This window comes from Sphingopyxis sp. HIX, assembly GCF_001468285.1.
In the GTDB taxonomy this organism is placed as follows: domain Bacteria; phylum Pseudomonadota; class Alphaproteobacteria; order Sphingomonadales; family Sphingomonadaceae; genus Sphingopyxis.
This window is the reverse complement of sequence record NZ_LNSB01000012.1, coordinates 53,943-72,724: the sequence shown is the minus strand read 5'-3', so window position 1 is coordinate 72,724 and position 18,782 is coordinate 53,943. Positions and strand designations below refer to the sequence as shown.

Genomic DNA, 18,782 nt, shown 5'->3' with positions numbered 1-18,782 from the left:
ATGGTCGGCGAACCCGCCGGTATCGGTCCCGAGGTGGTCGTGCGTGCGTGGGCGACGGGGCGGGTGCACGAGGTTTCGATACCCATGCTGGTCGGCTCGGCGGCGTCCATCGAACGCGCGCTGGAAGCGACGGGCGTCGCGGCGCGCGTCCGGGTCTTGCGCTCGTTCGACGCGCCGAGCGACGATCCCGCGATCATCGACGTCCTCGACACCGGTGCACTTGATGCGGCCGATCTCCCTTTTGCCGAAGATACCCTCGCGTCTGGCCTGGCAACCGCTCAGTGGCTCGCCGAGCTCGACGCGCTGGCCCGCGACGGACATTTTGCCGGGACGGTAATGGGGCCGATCAGCACCGGCTCGCTCAAGCTGGCCGGCAAGCTCGATATGGTCATCAGCCCGACCCCGGGCGAAAGCTACCTGCTTTTGCTCACCGGGCCGTTGCGCGTTGCCCACCTGACGGACCATATGTCGATCCGCACAGTCTGCGATCTCATCACACCCGACCTTATCGATGGAGCCCTGCAGCAAATCGACGCGGCAATGCGAAGCTGGGGTGTCAGCGATCCTCGCATCGTCGTGGCAGGGCTCAATCCGCACGCGACCGGCGAGGAGGAGGTGCGTGCCATCGCCCCGGGCGTTGCGCGCGCGCGGCAGCGCGGGATCAACGTCGAAGGGCCGTCGGCTCCGGATACAGTGTTTCGCCAGTGCATAGAGGGTCGTTACGATCTGGTGCTCGCGATGTTTCACGACCAGGGCCATATTGCCGTGAAGACGTGGGGCTTTTCCGGGAATTGCGTCATCATGATGGGGCCACCCTATCTCCACATGTCGGTCGCGCACGGTACGGCCTACGACATCGTGGGAACCGGGAAGGCAGATCCCGCGATGATGCTGAGCGCAATGCGGACCTGCGGTGTCCTGGCAGCGGGGAAAGGCTTCTCCGGAATCGACAACTGACCCGGCTGGCTGGCCGCCACCGGACTTGATCCGCCCTCGAAGTCGCGGAGTTACGAATGCAGCTATTCTACGCGCCCGGGCTCTGTTCCTTGGCCCCTCACATCGCGCTCGCGCGCACCGGCGAGGCCTTCTCCCTGACGAGAGTCGATATGGCCACGCGCCTCACGGAAGACGGGCTGGATTTCCGCGATATCAAGCGGTCCGGAAAAATACCCGCGCTCCGCCTCGCCTCGGGAGAGGTTCTCACCGAGACTCTGGCTATCCTGCTTTATGTCGCCGATCTCGCGCCCGGGTCAGGACTTGCGCCGCCCGCAGGATCCTTCGAAAGATATTTGTTCACGGACCTACTCGGTTTCATCTCTTCGGAGATTCACAAGAGCTTCGTGCCCCTTTTTTCAAAGGGGGCTCCGCAAGCTGCCAAGGCCGCGGCACGAGCCGAAGTGCTGCGCCATCTCGAAGCGCTGGAGGCCTGTCTCCACGAGAGAAGCTATTGCTTCGGACAGGCCTTCACAGTGGCCGACGCCTATCTCTTTTGCATCTTGGGATGGGCCCCGCTCTGCGGCATCGAACTGGCCGCTTTCCCTTCGCTCAGTCGCTTCCGGGAGCGCATTGCCGCCGAAAATGGCGTGAGCGAAGCTCTTCGGGCCGAGGGACTTCTGTGAATTCGGCGGCATGTTCCCATTTACCTGTTGCAAACGCGTTTCTCATGGTGCAACAATTTCATTACAGACGGCCGATATTCAACGGACGGAACGGAGGGTGAGGATGCTCGAAGCGACCAATGCCATTTGCACGTGTTTCCATGCGATGGAGGTTGAGGCATGACCTCCGAAACGATCCAGGATCGCCCGGAAATCGGCAAGTCGACGACGTTCGACGGAGTGACCACAAATTATCACGATATCGGGTCGGGCGATCCCATCTTGCTCGTTCACGGGTCGGGGCCCGGCGTGACGTCGTGGGCAAACTGGCGGCTCAATATGCCGGTGTTCGCCGAAGAGTTCCGGGTCATCGCGCCCGACATGCTGGGCTTCGGTTACAGCGATTCCATTGGCGCGATCACCGACAAGCGGGTGTGGACGGACCAGTTGGTGCGCCTGCTGGATGAGCTCGGTCTCGAACGGGTCTCGATGGTCGGCAATTCTTTCGGCGGCGGCGTCACGCTCGCCTTCATGATCGCACATCCCGACCGGGTGCATCGGGCGGTTCTTATGGGCGCCGCCGGGCTCGAGTTCCCGCTGACGCCGGCTCTCGACTTCGTCTGGGGTTACGAGCCTTCGCGCGAGGCGATGCACGCATCGCTCAAGATGCTCGCTTGGGATCAAAGCCGCCTGACCGACGACCTGATCGATTCCAGATATCAGGCCAGCATTCGGCCCGGCGCACACGAGCCATATCGCGCCACGTTCGGGGGGCCGGATCGGCAGGCGGGGATCAATATGCTGGCGAGCCGCGAGGAAGATATCGCGGCGTTGCCGCACGAGGTCCTCATTCTTCACGGCAAGGCAGACCAGGTGATCCCGCAGGAAGTTTCCCTGCGCCTCGGCAACCTCATCGAACATTCGGACGTCCGCTTCTTCGGCGAATGCGGCCATTGGGTTCAGATCGAGCGCATGGCCAGCTTCAATCGGGCAGTGTCCGAGTTCTTCAAACATGGGCTGAAATGGTAAAAACTCTGGGAGAGTCATAATGGCAGTTACAGGCGTCATGCGTCCGGGCTATGTCCAGATGCGCGTCCTCGATCTCGACGAGGCGACCCTCCATTATCGCGATCGCATCGGGTTGGAGTTGGTCGGGCGGTCAGGCGACCGCGCGTTCTTTCGCGGCTTCGACGAATTTGATCGCCACAGCATCATCTTGCGCGAAGCCGACATGCCCGGCCTCGACAGGATAGGCTTCAAGGTGTGCAGCGAGAAGGATCTGGATCATTTCGCGGAGCGCCTCGCAGCTGGCGGCGTCGCTACCGACTGGATCGGGGCGGGTGAGGACCCGGGCGTCGGTCGCAAGCTGCGGTTTGCAGTTCCGACGGGTCACATTTTCGACCTCTATGCCGAAATGGAGCTTTCGGCGGATGGTCCGCCGGTGAAAAATCCGGACGTCTGGCGCAGCGAACCGCGGGGCATGCGGGCGATGCGTTATGATCACTCCGCGCTCAATGGCATCGATGTTGCCGGTTCGGCGCGCATCTTCGTGGATGCTCTGGATTTCTCCGTCACCGAGGAACTGGTTGACGAGGAGAGCGGCGCGCGCCTTGGCATATTCCTGAGCTGTAGCAACAAGGCGCATGATATCGCCTTTCTTGCCGGTCCCGAGGACGCGAAAATTCACCACACCTCGTTCCGTCTGGAATCGTGGAACGATGTCGGCAATGCGGCGGATATCATCAGCCGGTATGACATCTCTCTCGACATCGGTCCGACTCGACACGGGATCACGCGCGGCCAGACCATCTACTTCTTCGATCCGTCCGGCAACCGGAACGAAACCTTCTCCGGCGGCTACGATTATTATCCGGACAATCCGCGAAGGACATGGGGAGTCGATCAGGCCGGCAAGGCGATCTTCTACTATGAGAAGGCGCTGAACGACCGGTTCATGACGGTCAATACATGACACCGCCGCCATGGTTGAGAACTATCGAACCATAACGCATCAAGCTGCCGTGCAGGCCGTTGCGGCAGCTGTCGGACACGGCGCCGCGAACGGTACGCCGGTAGTCGCCGCGGTCGTCGGGGCTTCCGGTGAGTTGGTCGCGTTCCTGCGGGGAGGCGCGGCACCGTTCCACTCCGAGAAGATTGCGCAGGACAAGGCGTTCACCGCTTCAAGTTTCAAGGTTCCTACTGCCGAAGTTTACGATCTGGTGTCGGGATCGGCTGCGCTTTGCGAAGGTATCGCGCACCAGCCCCGTGTCGTGATGTTCGGGGGAGGCGTCCCGGTCGTCTTCGACGGAGAATGTGTTGGGGGAATTGGCGTTTCGGGCGGCAGCGAGGAAGTCGACGTCGCCTGCGCCAATGCGGCTGCTGCTGCGATCGGCGCGAGGGAGTTTTAAATGGAACAGGCAAGGCGGCTCGAGGCTACGGACGCGGCAGGCGGATTGGAGATTGCACGCCATATTCTAAATTATATCGATGGCCGTTTCGAAGAGGGCAGCGCAGGCGCCACCTTTGCCAACATCGATCCTGCAAGCGGCCTCGAAACGGGGCGCGTCCACGAGGCGACGCGAGCGGATGTCGATCGCGCTGTCGGGGCAGCCCGGCGCGCACTGACCGGTCCCTGGGGCAAGATGACGACGGCTGAACGCGTCCGGCTCATTGCCGCGGTCGCCGACGAGATCGAGCGCAGGGCGGAGGACTTTCTGGCCGCCGAGGTCGCCGATACCGGCAAGCCGCGTCACGTCGCTTCGCATATCGACATTCCGCGGGGCGCGTCGAATTTCCGGATGTTCGCGGACGTCGTCTCGACCCTTCCCACCGAGGCATTCTCCACCCCGACCCCCGACGGGGCGGGCGCGCTCAATTATTCCGTCCGCAAGCCGAAAGGCGTCGTGGCCGTCGTTTGCCCATGGAACTTTCCGCTTTTGCTCATGACCTGGAAGGTAGGACCGGCGCTTGCTTGCGGTAACACGGTGGTCGTCAAACCTTCGGAGGAGACGCCCCGGACCGCCGCGCTGCTGGGCGAGGTGATGGACGCGGTGGGTATGCCTGCGGGCGTGTACAATGTTGTACACGGGTTCGGCCCGGATGCGGCCGGGGAGTTCCTGACCTCCCATCCAGGTGTCGATGCCATCACCTTCACGGGGGAGACCGGTACGGGCGAGGCGATCATGAAGCAGGCGGCCGTGGGGGTTCGCGATATCAGCTTCGAACTGGGCGGTAAGAATCCTGCGGTGATTTTTGCCGATGCCGATCTGGACAAGGCGGTCGAAGGGGTGTCGCGAGCGGCGTTTCTCAACACCGGGCAGGTCTGCCTCGGGACGGAGCGCATCTACGTCGAGCGCTCCATATTCGAGCCGTTTGTAGCGAGGCTCGCCGCCGCTGCCCAGGCGCTCAGGCCGGGCGACGTCAATGATCCCCAATATGTCGGTCCCTTGATCAGCGAAGAGCATCGCCAAAAGGTGCTCGGCTATTACGAGCGGGCGCTGGCGGAAGGGGCCACGTTGATCACGGGGGGCGGTATACCGCAAGTCGATCCGGCCGCGTCCGGGGGCTTCTGGATCGAGCCGACAATTTGGACGGGGCTGCCCCACGACGCGGCCGTTATGCGCGAGGAAATATTCGGACCATGCTGCGGTGTGATCCCGTTCGACAGCGAAGACGAAGCCGTCGCTCTCGCAAATGACACCAGCTATGGCCTGTGTGCGACGATCTGGACCCAGAACCTGTCTCGCGCGCACCGCGTCGCGGCCGCCATGTCGGTCGGCATTTGCTGGGTGAACTGCTGGTTCTTACGTGATCTGCGGACGGCGTTCGGTGGAGCGGGCCAATCCGGGATCGGCCGGGAAGGCGGGCAGCACAGCCTCGAATTCTATACCGAACTCGAAAATATCTGCGTGAAAGTTTGACCATGCCCGATCAGGAACAACTCGACCAGCAGATCATCGAACAGATCGCGGCCGAACTCAGAGTCGCGGCAGAAACGCGGACTCCGGTGCGCCCTCTCCGCGATCGGATTTCCGATGGCGGGGTGGCGGCCGCCTACGCGATCCAGGAGGCCAATACCAAGAATGCGCTTGAATCGGGTCGGCGGCTCGTGGGCCGAAAGATCGGCCTTACCTCCCGTGCCGTTCAAGCACAGCTTGGCGTCGATCAGCCCGACTACGGGATGCTTTTCGCTGACATGGATGTGCCCGAAGGAGAGCCGGTAGCCCTCGATCGGGTCATCCAGCCAAAAGTCGAGGCGGAAGTCGCGATCATCATCGGGCGCGATCTCCCCTATCCGGACCTCACGACTGCGGAACTGATACGCGCCATCGAATATGTCGTGCCGGCCATCGAGATCGTCGATAGCCGCATCGCCAACTGGGACATCAGAATCTGGGACACCGTTGCGGACAATGCGTCGAGCGGCCTCTTCGTCCTCGGTGCGGTGCCTCGCAAGCTCGAGGGCCTGGACCTCAGGACCTGCGGCATGGTGATGGAGTGCCGCGGGGAGCCGATTTCGGTCGGAGCCGGGATAGCCTGCCTCGGCAGTCCGATCAGCGCCTCGCTCTGGCTTGCGCAGGTAATGGCGAGAGAGGGCCGACCGCTCGTCGCGGGCGATGTCCTCCTGTCCGGCGCGCTCGGTCCCATGGCGGCAGCGGCGGCCGGCGATGTGATCGAAGCGAGAATCAACGGGCTCGGTAGCGTCAAGGCGGCTTTCGCCGGCTGAGACGTCGCGAGCCGTTGCGGAAGTTCCGAAGGGAAGAATGACATGCAAAAGACCAAATGCGCGATAATCGGGTCCGGGAACATCGGTACCGATCTCATGATCAAGATTCTCAAGGGCTCCAGTGAGCTGGAACTCTCCGCGATGATCGGTATCGACCCGGCGTCAGAAGGCTTGGCGATGGCAAGGGAGCGCGGCGTAACGACGACGCATGAAGGTATGGCCGGCCTTCAGGCGCTCGACGAATATGGCGAAATTGGCCTCGTGTTCGACGCAACCTCCGCCTATGCGCATATCGAGCACGCGAAAGCGCTGGCGGAGGACGGCAAGCTCGTCGTCGATCTCACCCCGGCCGCGCTGGGGCCGTTCACGGTGCCGCCCGTCAATGCCTCCGTTTCCTCGGGCGCGCGCAATATCAATATGGTGACTTGCGGCGGGCAGGCGACAATCCCGATCGTCGCGGCGGTATCGCGCGTGGCCCCGGTTCATTATGCGGAGATCGTCGCCTCGGTTTCGTCGCGGTCCGCCGGGCCGGGCACGCGGGCCAACATCGACGAGTTTACACGGACGACGGCGAAGGGCCTGGAGGTTGTCGGGGGTGCCGCGAAGGGGCGGGCGATCATCATTCTGAACCCTGCCGAACCGCCGATGATCATGCGCGACACGGTGTTCACGCTGACCGATATCGTTGACGAAGGGCTGGTTCGCAGTGCGGTCGAGGAGATGGTGGCGCAGGTCCAGCGCTACGTCCCGGGCTACAGGCTGAAGCAAGATGTTCAGTTCGAGCGGTTCGGGTCGAACCGCCCCCTGAGAATTCCGGGCTACGGCGAATTCGAAGGGCTGAAGACAAGCGTCTTCCTGGAGGTCGAGGGCGCCGGCGACTATCTGCCCAAATATGCAGGCAATCTCGACATCATGACCTCCGCCGCAAAGGCGGCTGCCGAGGTGATGGTGCAGCATGCGGGGAGCGCGGCGGCATGACTTTCGATCCCGTTACCCAACCGCTCTACATACAGGATGTCACGCTCAGAGACGGAATGCATGCGATCCTGCATATGTACGGGACCGACAGCGTCCGGATGATCGCGAAGGCGCTCGATGACGCCGGCGTCGATGCGATCGAGGTATCGCATGGCGACGGCCTGAACGGGACGTCCTTCAACTATGGGTTCGGCGCGCATACCGACTGGGAATGGATCGAGGCGGCTGCGGACGTGATCAAAAATGCCGTTCTCACGACGTTGCTGGTTCCCGGCATAGGAACGGTCGAGGAACTGAGGCGGGCGCACAGCATCGGAGTTCGGTCGGTTCGCGTCGCAACCCACTGCACCGAAGCCGATGTCGCGAAGCAGCACATCGGGATTGCCAGGGACCTCGGCATGGATGTCTCGGGCTTCCTCATGATGAGCCATATGATCGAGCCTGACGCGCTCGCTGCGCAGGCCCTTCTCATGGAAAGCTACGGTGCGCACTGCGTATATGTTACCGACAGCGGGGGCGCGCTCGACATGGACGGAGTGCGCGCGCGGCTCGAGGCCTATGATCGCGTGCTGAAGCCCGAGACCCAGCGCGGCATGCACGCTCACCACAATCTTTCGTTGGGCGTCGCGAATTCCATCGCCGCCGCCCAGGCGGGCGCGATACGGATCGACGCCAGCCTCGCCGGAATGGGAGCGGGTGCTGGTAACGCGCCGCTCGAAGTCTTCATCGCGGCCGCCGATCGGAAAGGTTGGCAGCACGGCTGCGACGTGATGGCGCTCATGGATGCCGCAGAAGACCTGGTCCGACCACTGCAGGACCGGCCAGTTCGCGTGGATCGCGAAACACTGAGCCTTGGCTATGCCGGCGTTTACTCGAGCTTCCTCCGCCATGCGGAAAAGGCGGCCGATCAATATGGCCTCGATACCAGGGCCATACTTGTCGAGCTGGGGCGGCGGCGAATGGTCGGCGGCCAGGAGGACATGATCGTCGATGTGGCCCTCGATCTTGTGGGGCGCAGCGGACAGGCAGCGACGCGATGAGCTGGCTGGCAGATTTTGCAGAGACGCTCGATCAGGCCGCGGTCGGCGCCAGGGCCGTCCCGCAGCTTACCCATGCGCGTCCCGACCTCACGGTAGAGGATGCCTACGCGATCCAGAAGCTATCGATCGATCGTCGCCTCGATCGCGGCGAGCGACTGGTCGGCATCAAGATGGGACTGACCAGCCGTGCGAAAATGCGGCAGGTCGGAGTAGACCAGATGGCGTGGGGTCGGCTCACCGACGCGATGATGCTGGACGAAGGCGGAAGCCTCTCCCTCGCGAACTTCATCCATCCCCGGATCGAACCGGAAATCGCGTTTCTGATGGGCGCTCCGCTGGCCGGGCGGGTCACGATGGTCGAGGCGCTCGCCGCCGTGGCGGCGGTGGCGCCGGCCATGGAAGTGATCGACAGCCGGTATGAAGACTTCAAGTTCGCCTTGCCCGATGTGATCGCCGACAACAGTTCATCCTCGGGCTTCGTGATCGGCGGATGGAACGATCCCTCGCAGGATCTCTCCAATCTCGGGGTGATCCTGGAAATCGACGGCGCGGTAACGGAAGTGGGTTCGAGCGCCGCGATCCTCGGTCACCCGCTTCGATCCCTTGTGGCGGCCGCGGCAATGGTTTCGCAAGGCGGCGGACGCATCGAGGAAGGCGACATCGTTCTCGCGGGCGGCATCACCGCCGCTCCCGCCCTCCATGGGGGTCAAGCAATACGTACGACGATCGAAAATCTCGGGTCCGTAGCGCTCAGGGTGCAGGCCTGATGCCGATCATCGAGGTCACCTTGCTCGAGGGGCGGACGCCCGAGGCGAAGGAGGCGCTCATCGCCGAGCTGACCGCTGCGGCCGTGACGGCCATCGGGGCCCCTGTCGAGTCGGTGCGGGTCATCCTGCGCGAGATACCGCCCGCGCATTTTGCAGTCGCAGGTCAGTCGATCGCCGCACGCCGCGCGCGCGAGCTGGGACCGGGACCATGAGTCTCGCGCATATGGTGGAGATTCACGGCGGGAGCGCTTTCTCCTGCCCGGACGGCGAGCGCGTTCTGGTCGCGATGGAACGGAGCGGAGCAAGCGACATCGGGGTGGGATGCCGCGGAGGCGGATGCGGTATCTGCAAGGTCCGCGTGCTTCGCGGACCGCATCGCCTCGGCAAGATGAGCAAGGCCCATGTGTCGGACTCGGACCTGGCCGCCGGAATTGCCCTCGCGTGCCGCCTCTATCCGCTGGGACGGCTGACGATCGAAGTCGTGGATTAATCCTGGAGAGTTGACATGTCTGCATCGCTGAAACCCGTGGAGAGCAACTATGGCATCCGGAGCGAATATGGCCACCTGATCGGCGGCGAGTGGATCGCAGGCTCGAGCGGAAAGACGATCGCGCTCTTGAATCCTGCGACAGGGGAAACCTTGACGCGGATCCAGGCCGGCAATGCAGAGGATATAGGGCTCGCGGTCGCTGCGGCGAAAGCCGCATTTCCGGCCTGGTCTCAAAGTTCCGCGGCAGAGCGCCAGGACTTGCTTTACGAGATCGCTCGCCGGCTCAAGGCCCGGCACGAGGAATATGCCATCCTCGAGACCTTGAACAACGGCAAGCCGATCCGGGAGTCGATGTATTTCGACATGCCCAATGCGATCGGCCAGTTCGAGCTTTTTGCCGGCGCGGCCTACGGCCTGCATGGCCAGACGCTGGACTTTCCCGATGCGATCGGGATCGTACACCGGGAGCCGCTTGGTGTTTGCGCCCAGATCATTCCCTGGAACGTCCCGCTCCTGATGATGGCGTGCAAGGTGGCGCCCGCGCTCGCGGCCGGCAACACCATTGTCTTGAAGCCGGCCGAGACCGTATGTTTGTCGGTGCTCGAATTCTTCGTGGAAATGGCAGATCTGTTGCCCCCAGGCGTGGTCAATGTCGTGACAGGCTATGGCGCCGACGTCGGGGAAGCCCTTGTTACCCACCCGGATGTGCGAAAAGTGGCCTTTACGGGGTCGGTAGCGACGGCAAGGCGCGTCATCCAATATGCATCTGCCAACATCGTGCCGCAGACGCTCGAGCTGGGCGGAAAGTCGGCCCATATCATATGTGCGGACGCCGATATCGACGCCGCTGTCGAGAGTGCCACCATGTCCACGGTCCTGAACAAGGGCGAAGTGTGCCTCGCCGGATCGCGGCTCTTCCTCCACGAGGCCATCGAGGAGGAATTTCTAGAGAAGTTTCGCGCTGCGCTCGGCAACATCCGCCAGGGAGACCCTTTGGATCCGGCGACCCAGCTCGGAGCGCAGGCGTCGGCAATGCAGATGGAGAAGGTCGAATCCTATCTCGCGCTGGCCGTGGAAGAAGGCGCAACCGTGTTTGCCGGCGGAGCGCGGTCAGCCGATCCTGGTCTTGCAAAAGGTCACTATGTGCAGCCGACGATCTTCACCAAGGTCGCGAACGACATGCGCATCGCGCAAGAGGAGATATTCGGTCCCGTGACCACCGTGCAGAGCTGGGGCGACGAGGATGAAATGATGGCGCGCGCGAACGACACCAGTTTTGGCCTGGCCGGTGGCGTTTGGACCCGTGATATCGCGCGGGCGCACCGCATCGCGCGAAAGCTGGAGACCGGGACCGTCTGGATCAATCGCTATTATAATCTCAAGCCGAACATGCCGCTCGGAGGCTATAAGCAAAGCGGCTTCGGCCGCGAGTTCAGCCACGAGGTTCTGAACCATTACACGCAGACCAAGTCAGTTATCGTCAATCTCCAGGACGGCAAGCTTGGAATGTTCGATCAGTAGGACGAGCGCAGATGATCAGAAATATTGCGATCGTCGGCGCCAATATGGCCGGCGCGCGCGCAGCGGAAGCGCTCCGCGGCGCTGGATATGACGGACGGATACACCTCGTCGGCGACGAGCCGTGGCGGCCTTACGAAAGACCGCCGCTCTCGAAAGAGTTGCTGTGGCACGACGGAGCGCCGCCGGAAACCTTCTATCTCCATGATGAAGCCTGGTACGAAGCGAACAGAATAGAGCTTCGCCTCGGTGTGCGAGCGGACACCATCGACCTGAGCGCGGGGGCCATCGGGCTGGCTTCGGGCGAGCGCATCGACGCGGACCGGATATTGCTCGCGACGGGCGGGGCCGCGAGACGGTTACCGCTGGACGGCGCGGACGCTGTCAACGTCCATCATTTGCGAACCTATGACGATGCGCTTCGTCTGGCCGGAGATTTGCGGCCTGGCGCCCGGATAGTCGTGATCGGAATGGGGGTGATCGGCGCCGAGGTTGCGGCGAGTGCGCGCCGCATCGGGTGCGAGGTCACGGCCATCGAGCCGTTTGCTGCCCCGATGGTTCGCACGATCGGCGAGCATTTCGGCGGGTGGCTGGGAGAATATCATCGTACGCAGGGTGTTCGGTCCCTGTTCGGCAGGTCGGTTGCCGCGCTCCGCCGCGAAGGGTCAAGGGTCAATGCGGTCGAGCTTGACGACGGCGAACTGGTGCCGTGCGATGCCATCGTCGTAGGGATAGGAATCGTGCCCGCGATCGAGCTGGCAGCGAGCGCCGGACTTGCCGTGGGCAACGGGATCGTCGTCGATGCCCAGTGCAGGACCAGCAATCCAAACGTGTTCGCTGCGGGAGATGTCGCCGAGCAGCCTGACTTCTTTGGCGGGCGCGTTCGTCTGGAAACCTACCAGAATGCAGCGGAGCAAGGGGCGGCGGCTGCGTCGGGCATGCTCGGGCTGCCGGTGGAATATTGTCGTCCCTGCTGGTTCTGGAGCGATCAGTATGACCTCAATATTCAGTGCACAGGGCGGATCGATGCCGAAAAGCAGGTGATACTCCGCGGGAGGATGGAAGATGGCGCCTTCTCCGCATTCTTCCTGTCGGACGGCATCGTGACCGGTGCACTCACCGCGAACCGCCCCTCCGACATGGGCATCGCAAAGCGCCTCGTGGAGCGCAGAACGCAGATCGACGCGGCGCATCTTGCCGATGTCGATACACCGCTGCGGGAGATATTGAAGCGTGCGACGGCCTGAGCCTCGTCGACCTCAGCCTATCCCGCCCCCTGCGACATACAAGGTCTGCCCCGTAATATAGGATGCCTCCGGCGCGGCAAGAAAGCAGATCGCGGACGCGATCTCGTCCGGCTCGCCGAACCTCGCCATCGGCGTGTCGCGAAGCGTCTGACGGACAACGGTGTCGAAACCCGCGCGGTCCGCGTCGGTGGGCGGTGCCGGGTTGCGGGGCGTTACGCGCGCGACATTCACGCCGCCAGGTGCCACGCAATTCACGCGGATCGGGCGATCTTCCAGATCCTGTGCCAATGCCGCCGTCAACGCGGAGACACCCCCTTTCGCGGCGGCATAGGGCAGGCGGTTGATGCCTCTCGTCGCAACCGATCCGACATTCACGATCGCGCCTTGCCCGGCGGAAATGAGGTGCGGCAAGACAGCGTGACAGCACCATATGGTCGGCCAGAGCGACCGTCTGATCTCCGCTTCGATCTCGTTGGGGGAATATTCCCAGAATGGCTTCGCCCAAATCGTGCCACCGACATTATGCACGGCGACATCGACCCGGCCATGACGGCTCATGACATTGTCATAAAGGGCTCGCGCTCCCTCAAGGCCTTCCAGATCATGGCACTCGGCCCGTGCGTCCAGCCCCTGCGACCGCAGTTCCGCTACCGCTCCTTTTGTCGCCTCCTCGGCGCGGTCGGCAATTGTCACAGAGGCCCCCTCGCGGGCCATCCGCGTTGCGACAGCGAGGCCGATCCCTTGCGCGCCTCCCGTGACCACCGCGATTTGACCAGCAAAACGATTAGAGCCGCCATACATGGATCATTTCTCCCGCATCGCAATTAGTTGCATAGTTTCAAGTGTTTATCTTGGCATCGAACGATCGGTCCAATCTTACCATCTCGGTGCTTGCAAACACAAGGGGTAAAGCATTACACTATGAACAATGAATGAGGCCCGCGATTCTGCGGAGCTTCAAAGGAGAGGGACAATGCGCGACAGGCTAATCCACCCGCGGGATATCAGGGGCGCTTGGGCGATCATACCGACGCCAGCAACCGATGATGCGTCGGACTGGCGGGCCACGCAAACCGTCGATCTCGACGAAGCCGCACGCGTTGTGAATGGCCTGATAGAAGCCGGGATCGACGGGATTTTGAGCATGGGTACGCTGGGCGAGGCAGCCACGCTCACCCACGCCGAAAAGCTCGACTATATGCGTGCCATCGTGGATGCCGCCCGAGGCCGCGTACCGGTGTTCGTCGGAACGACCTGTCTCAACACGCGCGACACGATCGCGCTGACCCGCGAGGCACTCGAGATCGGCGCGGATGGAACGATGCTCGGCATCCCGATGTGGTGTGCGCCCGCGCTCGACGTGGCAGTCCAGTTCTACCGCGACGTCGCAGAGGCAGTGCCCGGCATGAACATCGCGGTCTATGCGAACCCTGAAGCGTTCAAATTCGACTTTCCGCGATCCTTCTGGGCGCAAGTCGCCGAGATTCCGCAAGTCGTTACGGCCAAATATATCGGTATCGGAACCCTGTTGGCCGATCTTGCCGCGGTGAAGGACAAGATCAAGCTGCTTCCGATCGATTTCGACTATTATGCCGCGGCGAGGATGGCAGACGATGTCGACGCCTTCTGGTCGAGCGGTGCGGTGTGCCATCCCCTCGTGACGACCACCTTGCGCGACATCGTCGCGGGAGCGAGGGCAAGCGGTGACTGGACGGCTGCCCGGGCGCTCCAGTCTCGCCTCGGGCCGACCGCGGCCCCGCTATTTCCGAATGGAAGTTTCAAGGAATTCTCGACGTACAATATCGGGCTGGAGAAGGCGCGGATGGACGCGGCAGGCTGGATGAAGGCCGGCCCCGTCCGGCCACCATACCATCTCGTTCCCGAGGCCTTTCTGGCCGGCGCGCGGCAGTCGGGGACGATGTGGGCTGACCTTGGCAGGGCGCTTGAAGCGGAGCGCGCTACCCCCGCAGCAATGGAGTCGGCGTTATGACAAAGGTAGAGCTGGACTGGCCGCACAATATAAACGAGATTCCCAAGGAAGCTTTCACGCGCAAGGACATTTACGACGTCGAGTTGCGTCGTATCTTTCATGGCGAGGAGTGGCACCCCGTGTGTCACGAGAGCGAGATTCCCGAGCCAGGCGATTTCAAGACCTTCAGGCTCGCGGGTGTCCCGCTGCTGATCGCGCGTGGCGACGATGGGGTCGTAAGGGCCTTTTTCAACGCGTGTTCCCACCGGGGCAATCAGCTCGAGACCGCGCCGATGGGGAACAAGACAGAATTTGAGTGTCCCTATCACCGCTGGCTGTTCAGCACGAAGGGGGAGCTGGTCGGTTGTCCGAACCAGCGCGAATTCCTGCCCGGATTCAACCGCTCCGACTATCCGCTCGCGCAGCCGAGAATGGAGAGCGTCTACGGTCTCGTATTCGTCACGATGTCGGCGCGGACCGAACCTCTTGTGGAAAGCCTCGGGGGGATGATGGAGACGCTGCGGGAGCTGGTTGGCGGCGACGGACGCCTGAAGCTGCTTGGCTATCAGAAGGTTCGCTACAACACGAACTGGAAGTCCTATACCGACAATGACGGGTATCACGCCCCCTTGCTCCATCAGGCCTTCAACCTGCTGAACTGGCAAGGCGGAAAGGGACGGCAGTTCACCAGCACGAAGCGAGGCCATATCGGATTCGAATCCGAGCTGTCGGTCGCCCGCGGCGACACCATCCTGCAAGATCCCTCGATCATCGAGTTCAAGGGTCAGGACCCCTCGGTCGGGTCGCGGATCGTGAGCCTTTTTCCGACGTTCGTCGCGACGAAACATCTCGATGTTATCAACCTGCGATTTGCGACTCCCATCGATCACGAGCGCGTCGAAGTTCACTACGCCTATTTTGCGCACGCCGATGACGACGAGGAAATGGTGCGTCACCGGCTGCGTCAAAGCTCCAACCTCCTCGGGCCGAGCGGCCTCATCAGCATGGAAGACGCGTCGATCTTCCATCGCATTCACATCGGAAATCATACGCCGGGAGCAGCGGTCTTCCAGAAAGGCGTCCGAGATCCCGAGACGATCGAGGAGGAATTCCTGCAGAATGACGAGAGCGGTAACTTGCCGCGCTGGGAATATTATCGCGAGGTCATGGGATTCGCGAGGCGTGCGGCATGAGCCTCGCGCCAGATTCTCTGAACCGCGCCCTCGACGCTCTGCTCGTGTCCGACGCCGACGCCCTCGACAGCAAGGACATGGCGCGCTGGTTGTCCAACTATGCCGAGGAAGATGCGGCCTCCTACATCTGCCTGTCGGCCGAGAATGAGGAACAGGGGCTTGCGCTCGGTTTCATGTACGACGATTGCCGCGCACGACTCCTCGACCGGGTTACCTATATCACGCAAATCTGGGCTGGAACCTTCCAGGATTATCGTACGCGGCACTTTGTACAGCGGGTGGCGACCGGGCGCATCGATGATCAGACCTGGCACGCACGTTCGAATTTCAGCGTGTTCATGACGCCCGAAGATAGCGGCGTATCGGAAGTGCTGGCAACGGGCAGGTACGAGGATGTCGTGCGCGAATCCGCGGCGGGAGAACTTAGGCTCCTCTCCCGCCGGGCGCTGCTCGATACGACCGTGCTCCCACGTTACCTGGTTTATCCGATTTAGCCCCGCCGGGCGGTCACTTGGGGGGAGTGGCCGCCCGGCAAACGGCGTCGGCTCACGCGAGACGATGGCCCAAATCGTCAGCCCGATTTTGCCCAGTCCCTGGCGCCGAAGTGAAGTTCCATCATCGGCCGCATGACGTCCCACCGCTCAAGCTGGCTCCAATGGCCGGACCTGTCGAGAACATAAAGTTCCGCGTGTTGCAGATGTTCCAGCAGGTAAAGGCTGGTGTCGAGGGGTACGATGCGATCCTGCCTGCCGTGGAAGATCAGCACGTCGTGCGGAAGCTTGCTCAGGATTGACGGCGGCATCGCCAGAGCTTCGATACCAACCTTCATGGAGTCGATCATCTTCGCTGCGACGGCCATGACGGACGGGTCGGTGGCAATCTTGTAGCGCGACGTGACGATCTCCTCCATGCCCTCGAACTTGTCTGCATCATAGGCGAAACTGTGCATAAGCTGCCGATACCGCGACGGACGGGGATCGGAATAGAATGAAAGAAGCCGGATGAGTTCCGGCGTGCGGGGAGCGGGAGCCCCGATGGAACCCATCAATACGACCTTGCCGAAACGCTCCGGGGCCTCGCTCAGAAGCTGCAGCGTAAGTGCGCCGCCCATCGAATTTCCGACGACGTGAGCGACGTCGATCGACATGGTCTCCATGAGCCCGAGGCATTGTTCCACGCGCGTGCCGATCCAGCCCATGATATTGTCCGGCGAGGGGTCGGGGATCGTCGACTGCCCGAAGCCGATCAGATCCGGAGCGACGACGAAAAAATTCTCCGCCAGGTCGGGCATGAGGTGCAGCCAGTTCGACGCGGCGTGCGCTCCGGGCCCGGCGCCATGCAGCAGCAGGACCGCCGGATTGGCAGGATCGCCAGCAATGAGCGTGTGCGATGTCAGCCCGCGGCCCACGATTTTTTCTTCGCGTACAGCTGTGTTCACGATGTCTCTCCCTTCCTTCTCCATGTCGAAGACAACCAAGAGCATTGCACAATGGATATCGCATTGTCTATTGTATTCGCGTTTGAGATCTCGCGAGGTCCCATATCGCTAGACTCGAATATCTCTATGTGCAATGCATTGCCCATTGGATTTCACTTCCACGCGCAGCGCTTTGGCTCGCGAAGGAAGATCGGAAGGGGACCGCCATGGACGATAGGCTCATCGCGACGCTCGCCGGCGAATTGGGCGAAGCCGAGAAGACGCGAACGCCAGTTCGTCAATTGTCGGCCCGCTATCCCGATATGACGATCGAGGATGGCTACCGGGTCGCCCGCTCTTGGGTGGACGGCAAACTCGCATCGGGCCGCCATTCCATCGGGCGGAAGATCGGTTTGACCTCCCGCGCAATGCAGCAATCGGCCGGCATTACCGAACCGGACTATGGCACATTGCTCGACGACATGGCTTTCGAGGAAGGAGGCGATATCCCTATCGATCGCTTCATCAACCCGAAGGTCGAAGTCGAGCTCGCCTTCTTCCTGGCTCGCCCGCTGAAAGGGCCCGGTGTCACGGCTCACGCCGTCCTTGCGGCGACGGACTATGTCGTACCGGCGATAGAGATCATCGATAGCCGCGTTCAAGCCATCGACGAGGTGACGGGAAGCGCGCGCAAGATCCAGGATACGATCGCGGACAATGCGGCGAATGCCGGCATCGTCATCGGCGGCCGTCCGGTCCGGGTCGATGCCGTTGACCTTCGGTGGGTGGGCGCCATCCTCTCGCGCAACGCCGTGATCGAGGAGACCGGCCTCTCGGCCGGGGTGCTGAACCATCCAGCGCGCGGCGTCGCTTGGCTCGCGAACCGGTTGGGAGTTTGGGGCGAGGGCCTGCAAGCCGGAGAAATCTTGCTCGGAGGTTCCTTTACGCGCCCCGTTCCCGTCTCTCGCGGCGACGTGATATCGGCCGACTTCGGCAGGCTCGGCACCATCGGCATGAGATTCGCCTGACGTGCCGTTGCCCATGCCTCCCAATCACTTCAAAGCCGCGCTGGCGCAGCAACGTCCCCTGTTCGGATTCTGGCTTGCCCTGGCCGACGCCAGTGTGGCTGAAATATGCGCCGGGGTCGGTTTCGACTGGCTGCTGATCGATGCCGAGCACGGCCCGCAGACGCTGCCCGGCATTATTGACCAGCTTCGCGCGATAGAAGGCTGCTCTTCCTGCGCCGCCGTGGTACGCGCACCTTCCTCCGATCCGATCGCGCTGCGGCAGATCCTGGACCTGGGCGCTGCAACGCTGATGATCCCGATGGTCGAAAATGCCGAACAGGCGACCCGGATCGTCGATGCATGCCGGTATCCGCCTGCAGGGAGCCGAGGGATCGGCGGCGCGAGGGCGTCGCGCTGGGGTGCTATTCCCACCTTTGTCTCTGAAGCGAACGCGCAGCTTTGCGTAATCGCGCAGATCGAGACCATGGCGGGGATAGAAAATCTCGAGGCGATTGCCGCGGTCGACGGTGTCGATGCCCTCTTCATCGGTCCCGCGGACCTCGCAGCCTCCGCGGGGCTGATGGGCAGCTCCAACAGGGACAGGCTGCGGGACCTGACGCTGGACGCTCTCGCGCGGATCATCGCGACCGGAAAGCCCGCAGGAATCTTGTCGCGCGATCTCTCCTTGGTCGATGCCCATCTCTCGGCCGGGGCGAGCTTCGTCGCCGTCGGAATCGACGCATTCGCGCTCGCTGATGCGGCCGGGAGGCTGCTGGAACGCTTCAAGCCATGATGCGCGACGGCGTCACCCACTTATCCCTTGCACAATGAG

The 18,782-nt window shown here is 62.5% G+C and carries 20 protein-coding genes and 1 pseudogene; 19 read left to right on the top strand and 2 right to left on the bottom strand.

The window, feature by feature from the left end; genetic code table 11:
* The 14 genes and pseudogenes from ATE62_RS07890 (at position 1) to ATE62_RS07825 (ending at position 12,364) form a co-directional block, all read left to right on the top strand.
* Positions 1 to 957 carry a PdxA family dehydrogenase gene (locus tag ATE62_RS07890; protein WP_156420459.1) on the top strand — a complete coding sequence of 319 codons (957 nt, stop codon included), beginning with the start codon at positions 1 to 3 and terminating at the stop codon, positions 955 to 957.
* A gap of 56 nt (positions 958 to 1,013) precedes the next feature.
* A complete protein-coding gene (locus ATE62_RS07885; protein ID WP_058807217.1) occupies positions 1,014 to 1,619 on the top strand; it encodes a glutathione binding-like protein in 606 nt (201 codons plus the stop codon).
* Positions 1,620 to 1,778: 159 nt separating this feature from the next.
* The gene (locus ATE62_RS07880) at positions 1,779 to 2,627 is read left to right on the top strand and encodes an alpha/beta fold hydrolase (RefSeq protein WP_058807218.1); all 849 of its coding nucleotides are present in this window, start codon (positions 1,779 to 1,781) and stop codon (positions 2,625 to 2,627) included.
* 19 nt (positions 2,628 to 2,646) lie between these two features.
* Positions 2,647 to 3,570: a catechol 2,3-dioxygenase gene (locus ATE62_RS07875; RefSeq protein ID WP_058807219.1), complete on the top strand. Its 924-nt coding sequence runs from the start codon at positions 2,647 to 2,649 to the stop codon at positions 3,568 to 3,570.
* Positions 3,571 to 3,580: 10 nt separating this feature from the next.
* Positions 3,581 to 4,006 carry a GlcG/HbpS family heme-binding protein gene (locus ATE62_RS07870; RefSeq protein WP_058807220.1) on the top strand — a complete coding sequence of 142 codons (426 nt, stop codon included), beginning with the start codon at positions 3,581 to 3,583 and terminating at the stop codon, positions 4,004 to 4,006.
* Positions 4,007 to 5,518 (top strand): 2-hydroxymuconic semialdehyde dehydrogenase, encoded by a 1,512-nt coding sequence (locus ATE62_RS07865; protein WP_082662669.1) that lies wholly within the window; start codon positions 4,007 to 4,009, stop codon positions 5,516 to 5,518. It abuts the gene before it with no gap.
* 2 nt (positions 5,519 to 5,520) lie between these two features.
* The gene (locus ATE62_RS07860) at positions 5,521 to 6,324 is read left to right on the top strand and encodes a 2-keto-4-pentenoate hydratase (protein ID WP_058807221.1); all 804 of its coding nucleotides are present in this window, start codon (positions 5,521 to 5,523) and stop codon (positions 6,322 to 6,324) included.
* A gap of 42 nt (positions 6,325 to 6,366) precedes the next feature.
* Positions 6,367 to 7,302, top strand: a complete 936-nt coding sequence (locus ATE62_RS07855) for an acetaldehyde dehydrogenase (acetylating) (RefSeq protein ID WP_058807222.1) — start codon at positions 6,367 to 6,369, stop codon at positions 7,300 to 7,302.
* Complete coding sequence (gene dmpG, locus ATE62_RS07850; protein WP_058807223.1) at positions 7,299 to 8,342, top strand: 4-hydroxy-2-oxovalerate aldolase; 1,044 nt, start codon at positions 7,299 to 7,301, stop codon at positions 8,340 to 8,342. Before ATE62_RS07855 ends, dmpG begins: the two co-directional genes overlap by 4 nt.
* A complete protein-coding gene (locus tag ATE62_RS07845) occupies positions 8,339 to 9,109 on the top strand; it encodes a 2-keto-4-pentenoate hydratase (RefSeq protein WP_058807224.1) in 771 nt (256 codons plus the stop codon). Before dmpG ends, ATE62_RS07845 begins: the two co-directional genes overlap by 4 nt.
* A pseudogene (locus tag ATE62_RS07840) lies at positions 9,085 to 9,321 on the top strand (2-hydroxymuconate tautomerase); the annotation flags it as partial. The gene ATE62_RS07845 and the pseudogene ATE62_RS07840, both read left to right, overlap by 25 nt.
* The gene (locus ATE62_RS07835; protein ID WP_058807226.1) at positions 9,318 to 9,599 is read left to right on the top strand and encodes a 2Fe-2S iron-sulfur cluster-binding protein; all 282 of its coding nucleotides are present in this window, start codon (positions 9,318 to 9,320) and stop codon (positions 9,597 to 9,599) included. The pseudogene ATE62_RS07840 and the gene ATE62_RS07835, both read left to right, overlap by 4 nt.
* Before the next feature lie 15 nt (positions 9,600 to 9,614).
* Positions 9,615 to 11,120, top strand: coding sequence for an aldehyde dehydrogenase family protein (locus ATE62_RS07830; protein WP_058807227.1), 1,506 nt, complete (start codon positions 9,615 to 9,617; stop codon positions 11,118 to 11,120).
* A gap of 11 nt (positions 11,121 to 11,131) precedes the next feature.
* A complete protein-coding gene (locus ATE62_RS07825) occupies positions 11,132 to 12,364 on the top strand; it encodes an NAD(P)/FAD-dependent oxidoreductase (protein ID WP_228765591.1) in 1,233 nt (410 codons plus the stop codon).
* Positions 12,365 to 12,376: 12 nt separating this feature from the next.
* Here ATE62_RS07825 and ATE62_RS07820 read toward each other — a convergent pair whose 3' ends face one another.
* Complete coding sequence (locus tag ATE62_RS07820; RefSeq protein WP_058807228.1) at positions 12,377 to 13,165, bottom strand: 1,6-dihydroxycyclohexa-2,4-diene-1-carboxylate dehydrogenase; 789 nt, start codon at positions 13,163 to 13,165, stop codon at positions 12,377 to 12,379.
* A gap of 172 nt (positions 13,166 to 13,337) precedes the next feature.
* Here ATE62_RS07820 and ATE62_RS07815 point away from each other — a divergent pair, with 172 nt between their 5' ends.
* From ATE62_RS07815 to ATE62_RS07805, 3 genes are read left to right on the top strand one after another with little or no spacing between them, the layout of a single operon-like run.
* Complete coding sequence (locus ATE62_RS07815) at positions 13,338 to 14,354, top strand: dihydrodipicolinate synthase family protein (RefSeq protein ID WP_058807229.1); 1,017 nt, start codon at positions 13,338 to 13,340, stop codon at positions 14,352 to 14,354.
* Positions 14,351 to 15,526, top strand: coding sequence for an aromatic ring-hydroxylating oxygenase subunit alpha (locus ATE62_RS07810; protein ID WP_058807230.1), 1,176 nt, complete (start codon positions 14,351 to 14,353; stop codon positions 15,524 to 15,526). Before ATE62_RS07815 ends, ATE62_RS07810 begins: the two co-directional genes overlap by 4 nt.
* Positions 15,523 to 16,020 carry an aromatic-ring-hydroxylating dioxygenase subunit beta gene (locus tag ATE62_RS07805; RefSeq protein ID WP_058807231.1) on the top strand — a complete coding sequence of 166 codons (498 nt, stop codon included), beginning with the start codon at positions 15,523 to 15,525 and terminating at the stop codon, positions 16,018 to 16,020. Before ATE62_RS07810 ends, ATE62_RS07805 begins: the two co-directional genes overlap by 4 nt.
* 77 nt (positions 16,021 to 16,097) lie before the next feature.
* Here ATE62_RS07805 and ATE62_RS07800 read toward each other — a convergent pair whose 3' ends face one another.
* Positions 16,098 to 17,009 (bottom strand): alpha/beta fold hydrolase, encoded by a 912-nt coding sequence (locus tag ATE62_RS07800; protein ID WP_228765590.1) that lies wholly within the window; start codon positions 17,007 to 17,009, stop codon positions 16,098 to 16,100.
* Positions 17,010 to 17,170: 161 nt separating this feature from the next.
* Between ATE62_RS07800 and hpaH the strand changes: the two genes are divergently transcribed.
* Together hpaH and ATE62_RS07790 are read left to right on the top strand one after the other, a co-directional pair.
* On the top strand, positions 17,171 to 17,971 hold the full coding sequence (hpaH, locus tag ATE62_RS07795; RefSeq protein ID WP_058807232.1) for a 2-oxo-hept-4-ene-1,7-dioate hydratase: 801 nt from the start codon (positions 17,171 to 17,173) through the stop codon (positions 17,969 to 17,971).
* Position 17,972: 1 nt separating this feature from the next.
* Positions 17,973 to 18,743 carry an HpcH/HpaI aldolase family protein gene (locus ATE62_RS07790; protein WP_231736193.1) on the top strand — a complete coding sequence of 257 codons (771 nt, stop codon included), beginning with the start codon at positions 17,973 to 17,975 and terminating at the stop codon, positions 18,741 to 18,743.
* Positions 18,744 to 18,782 lie beyond the last annotated feature (39 nt).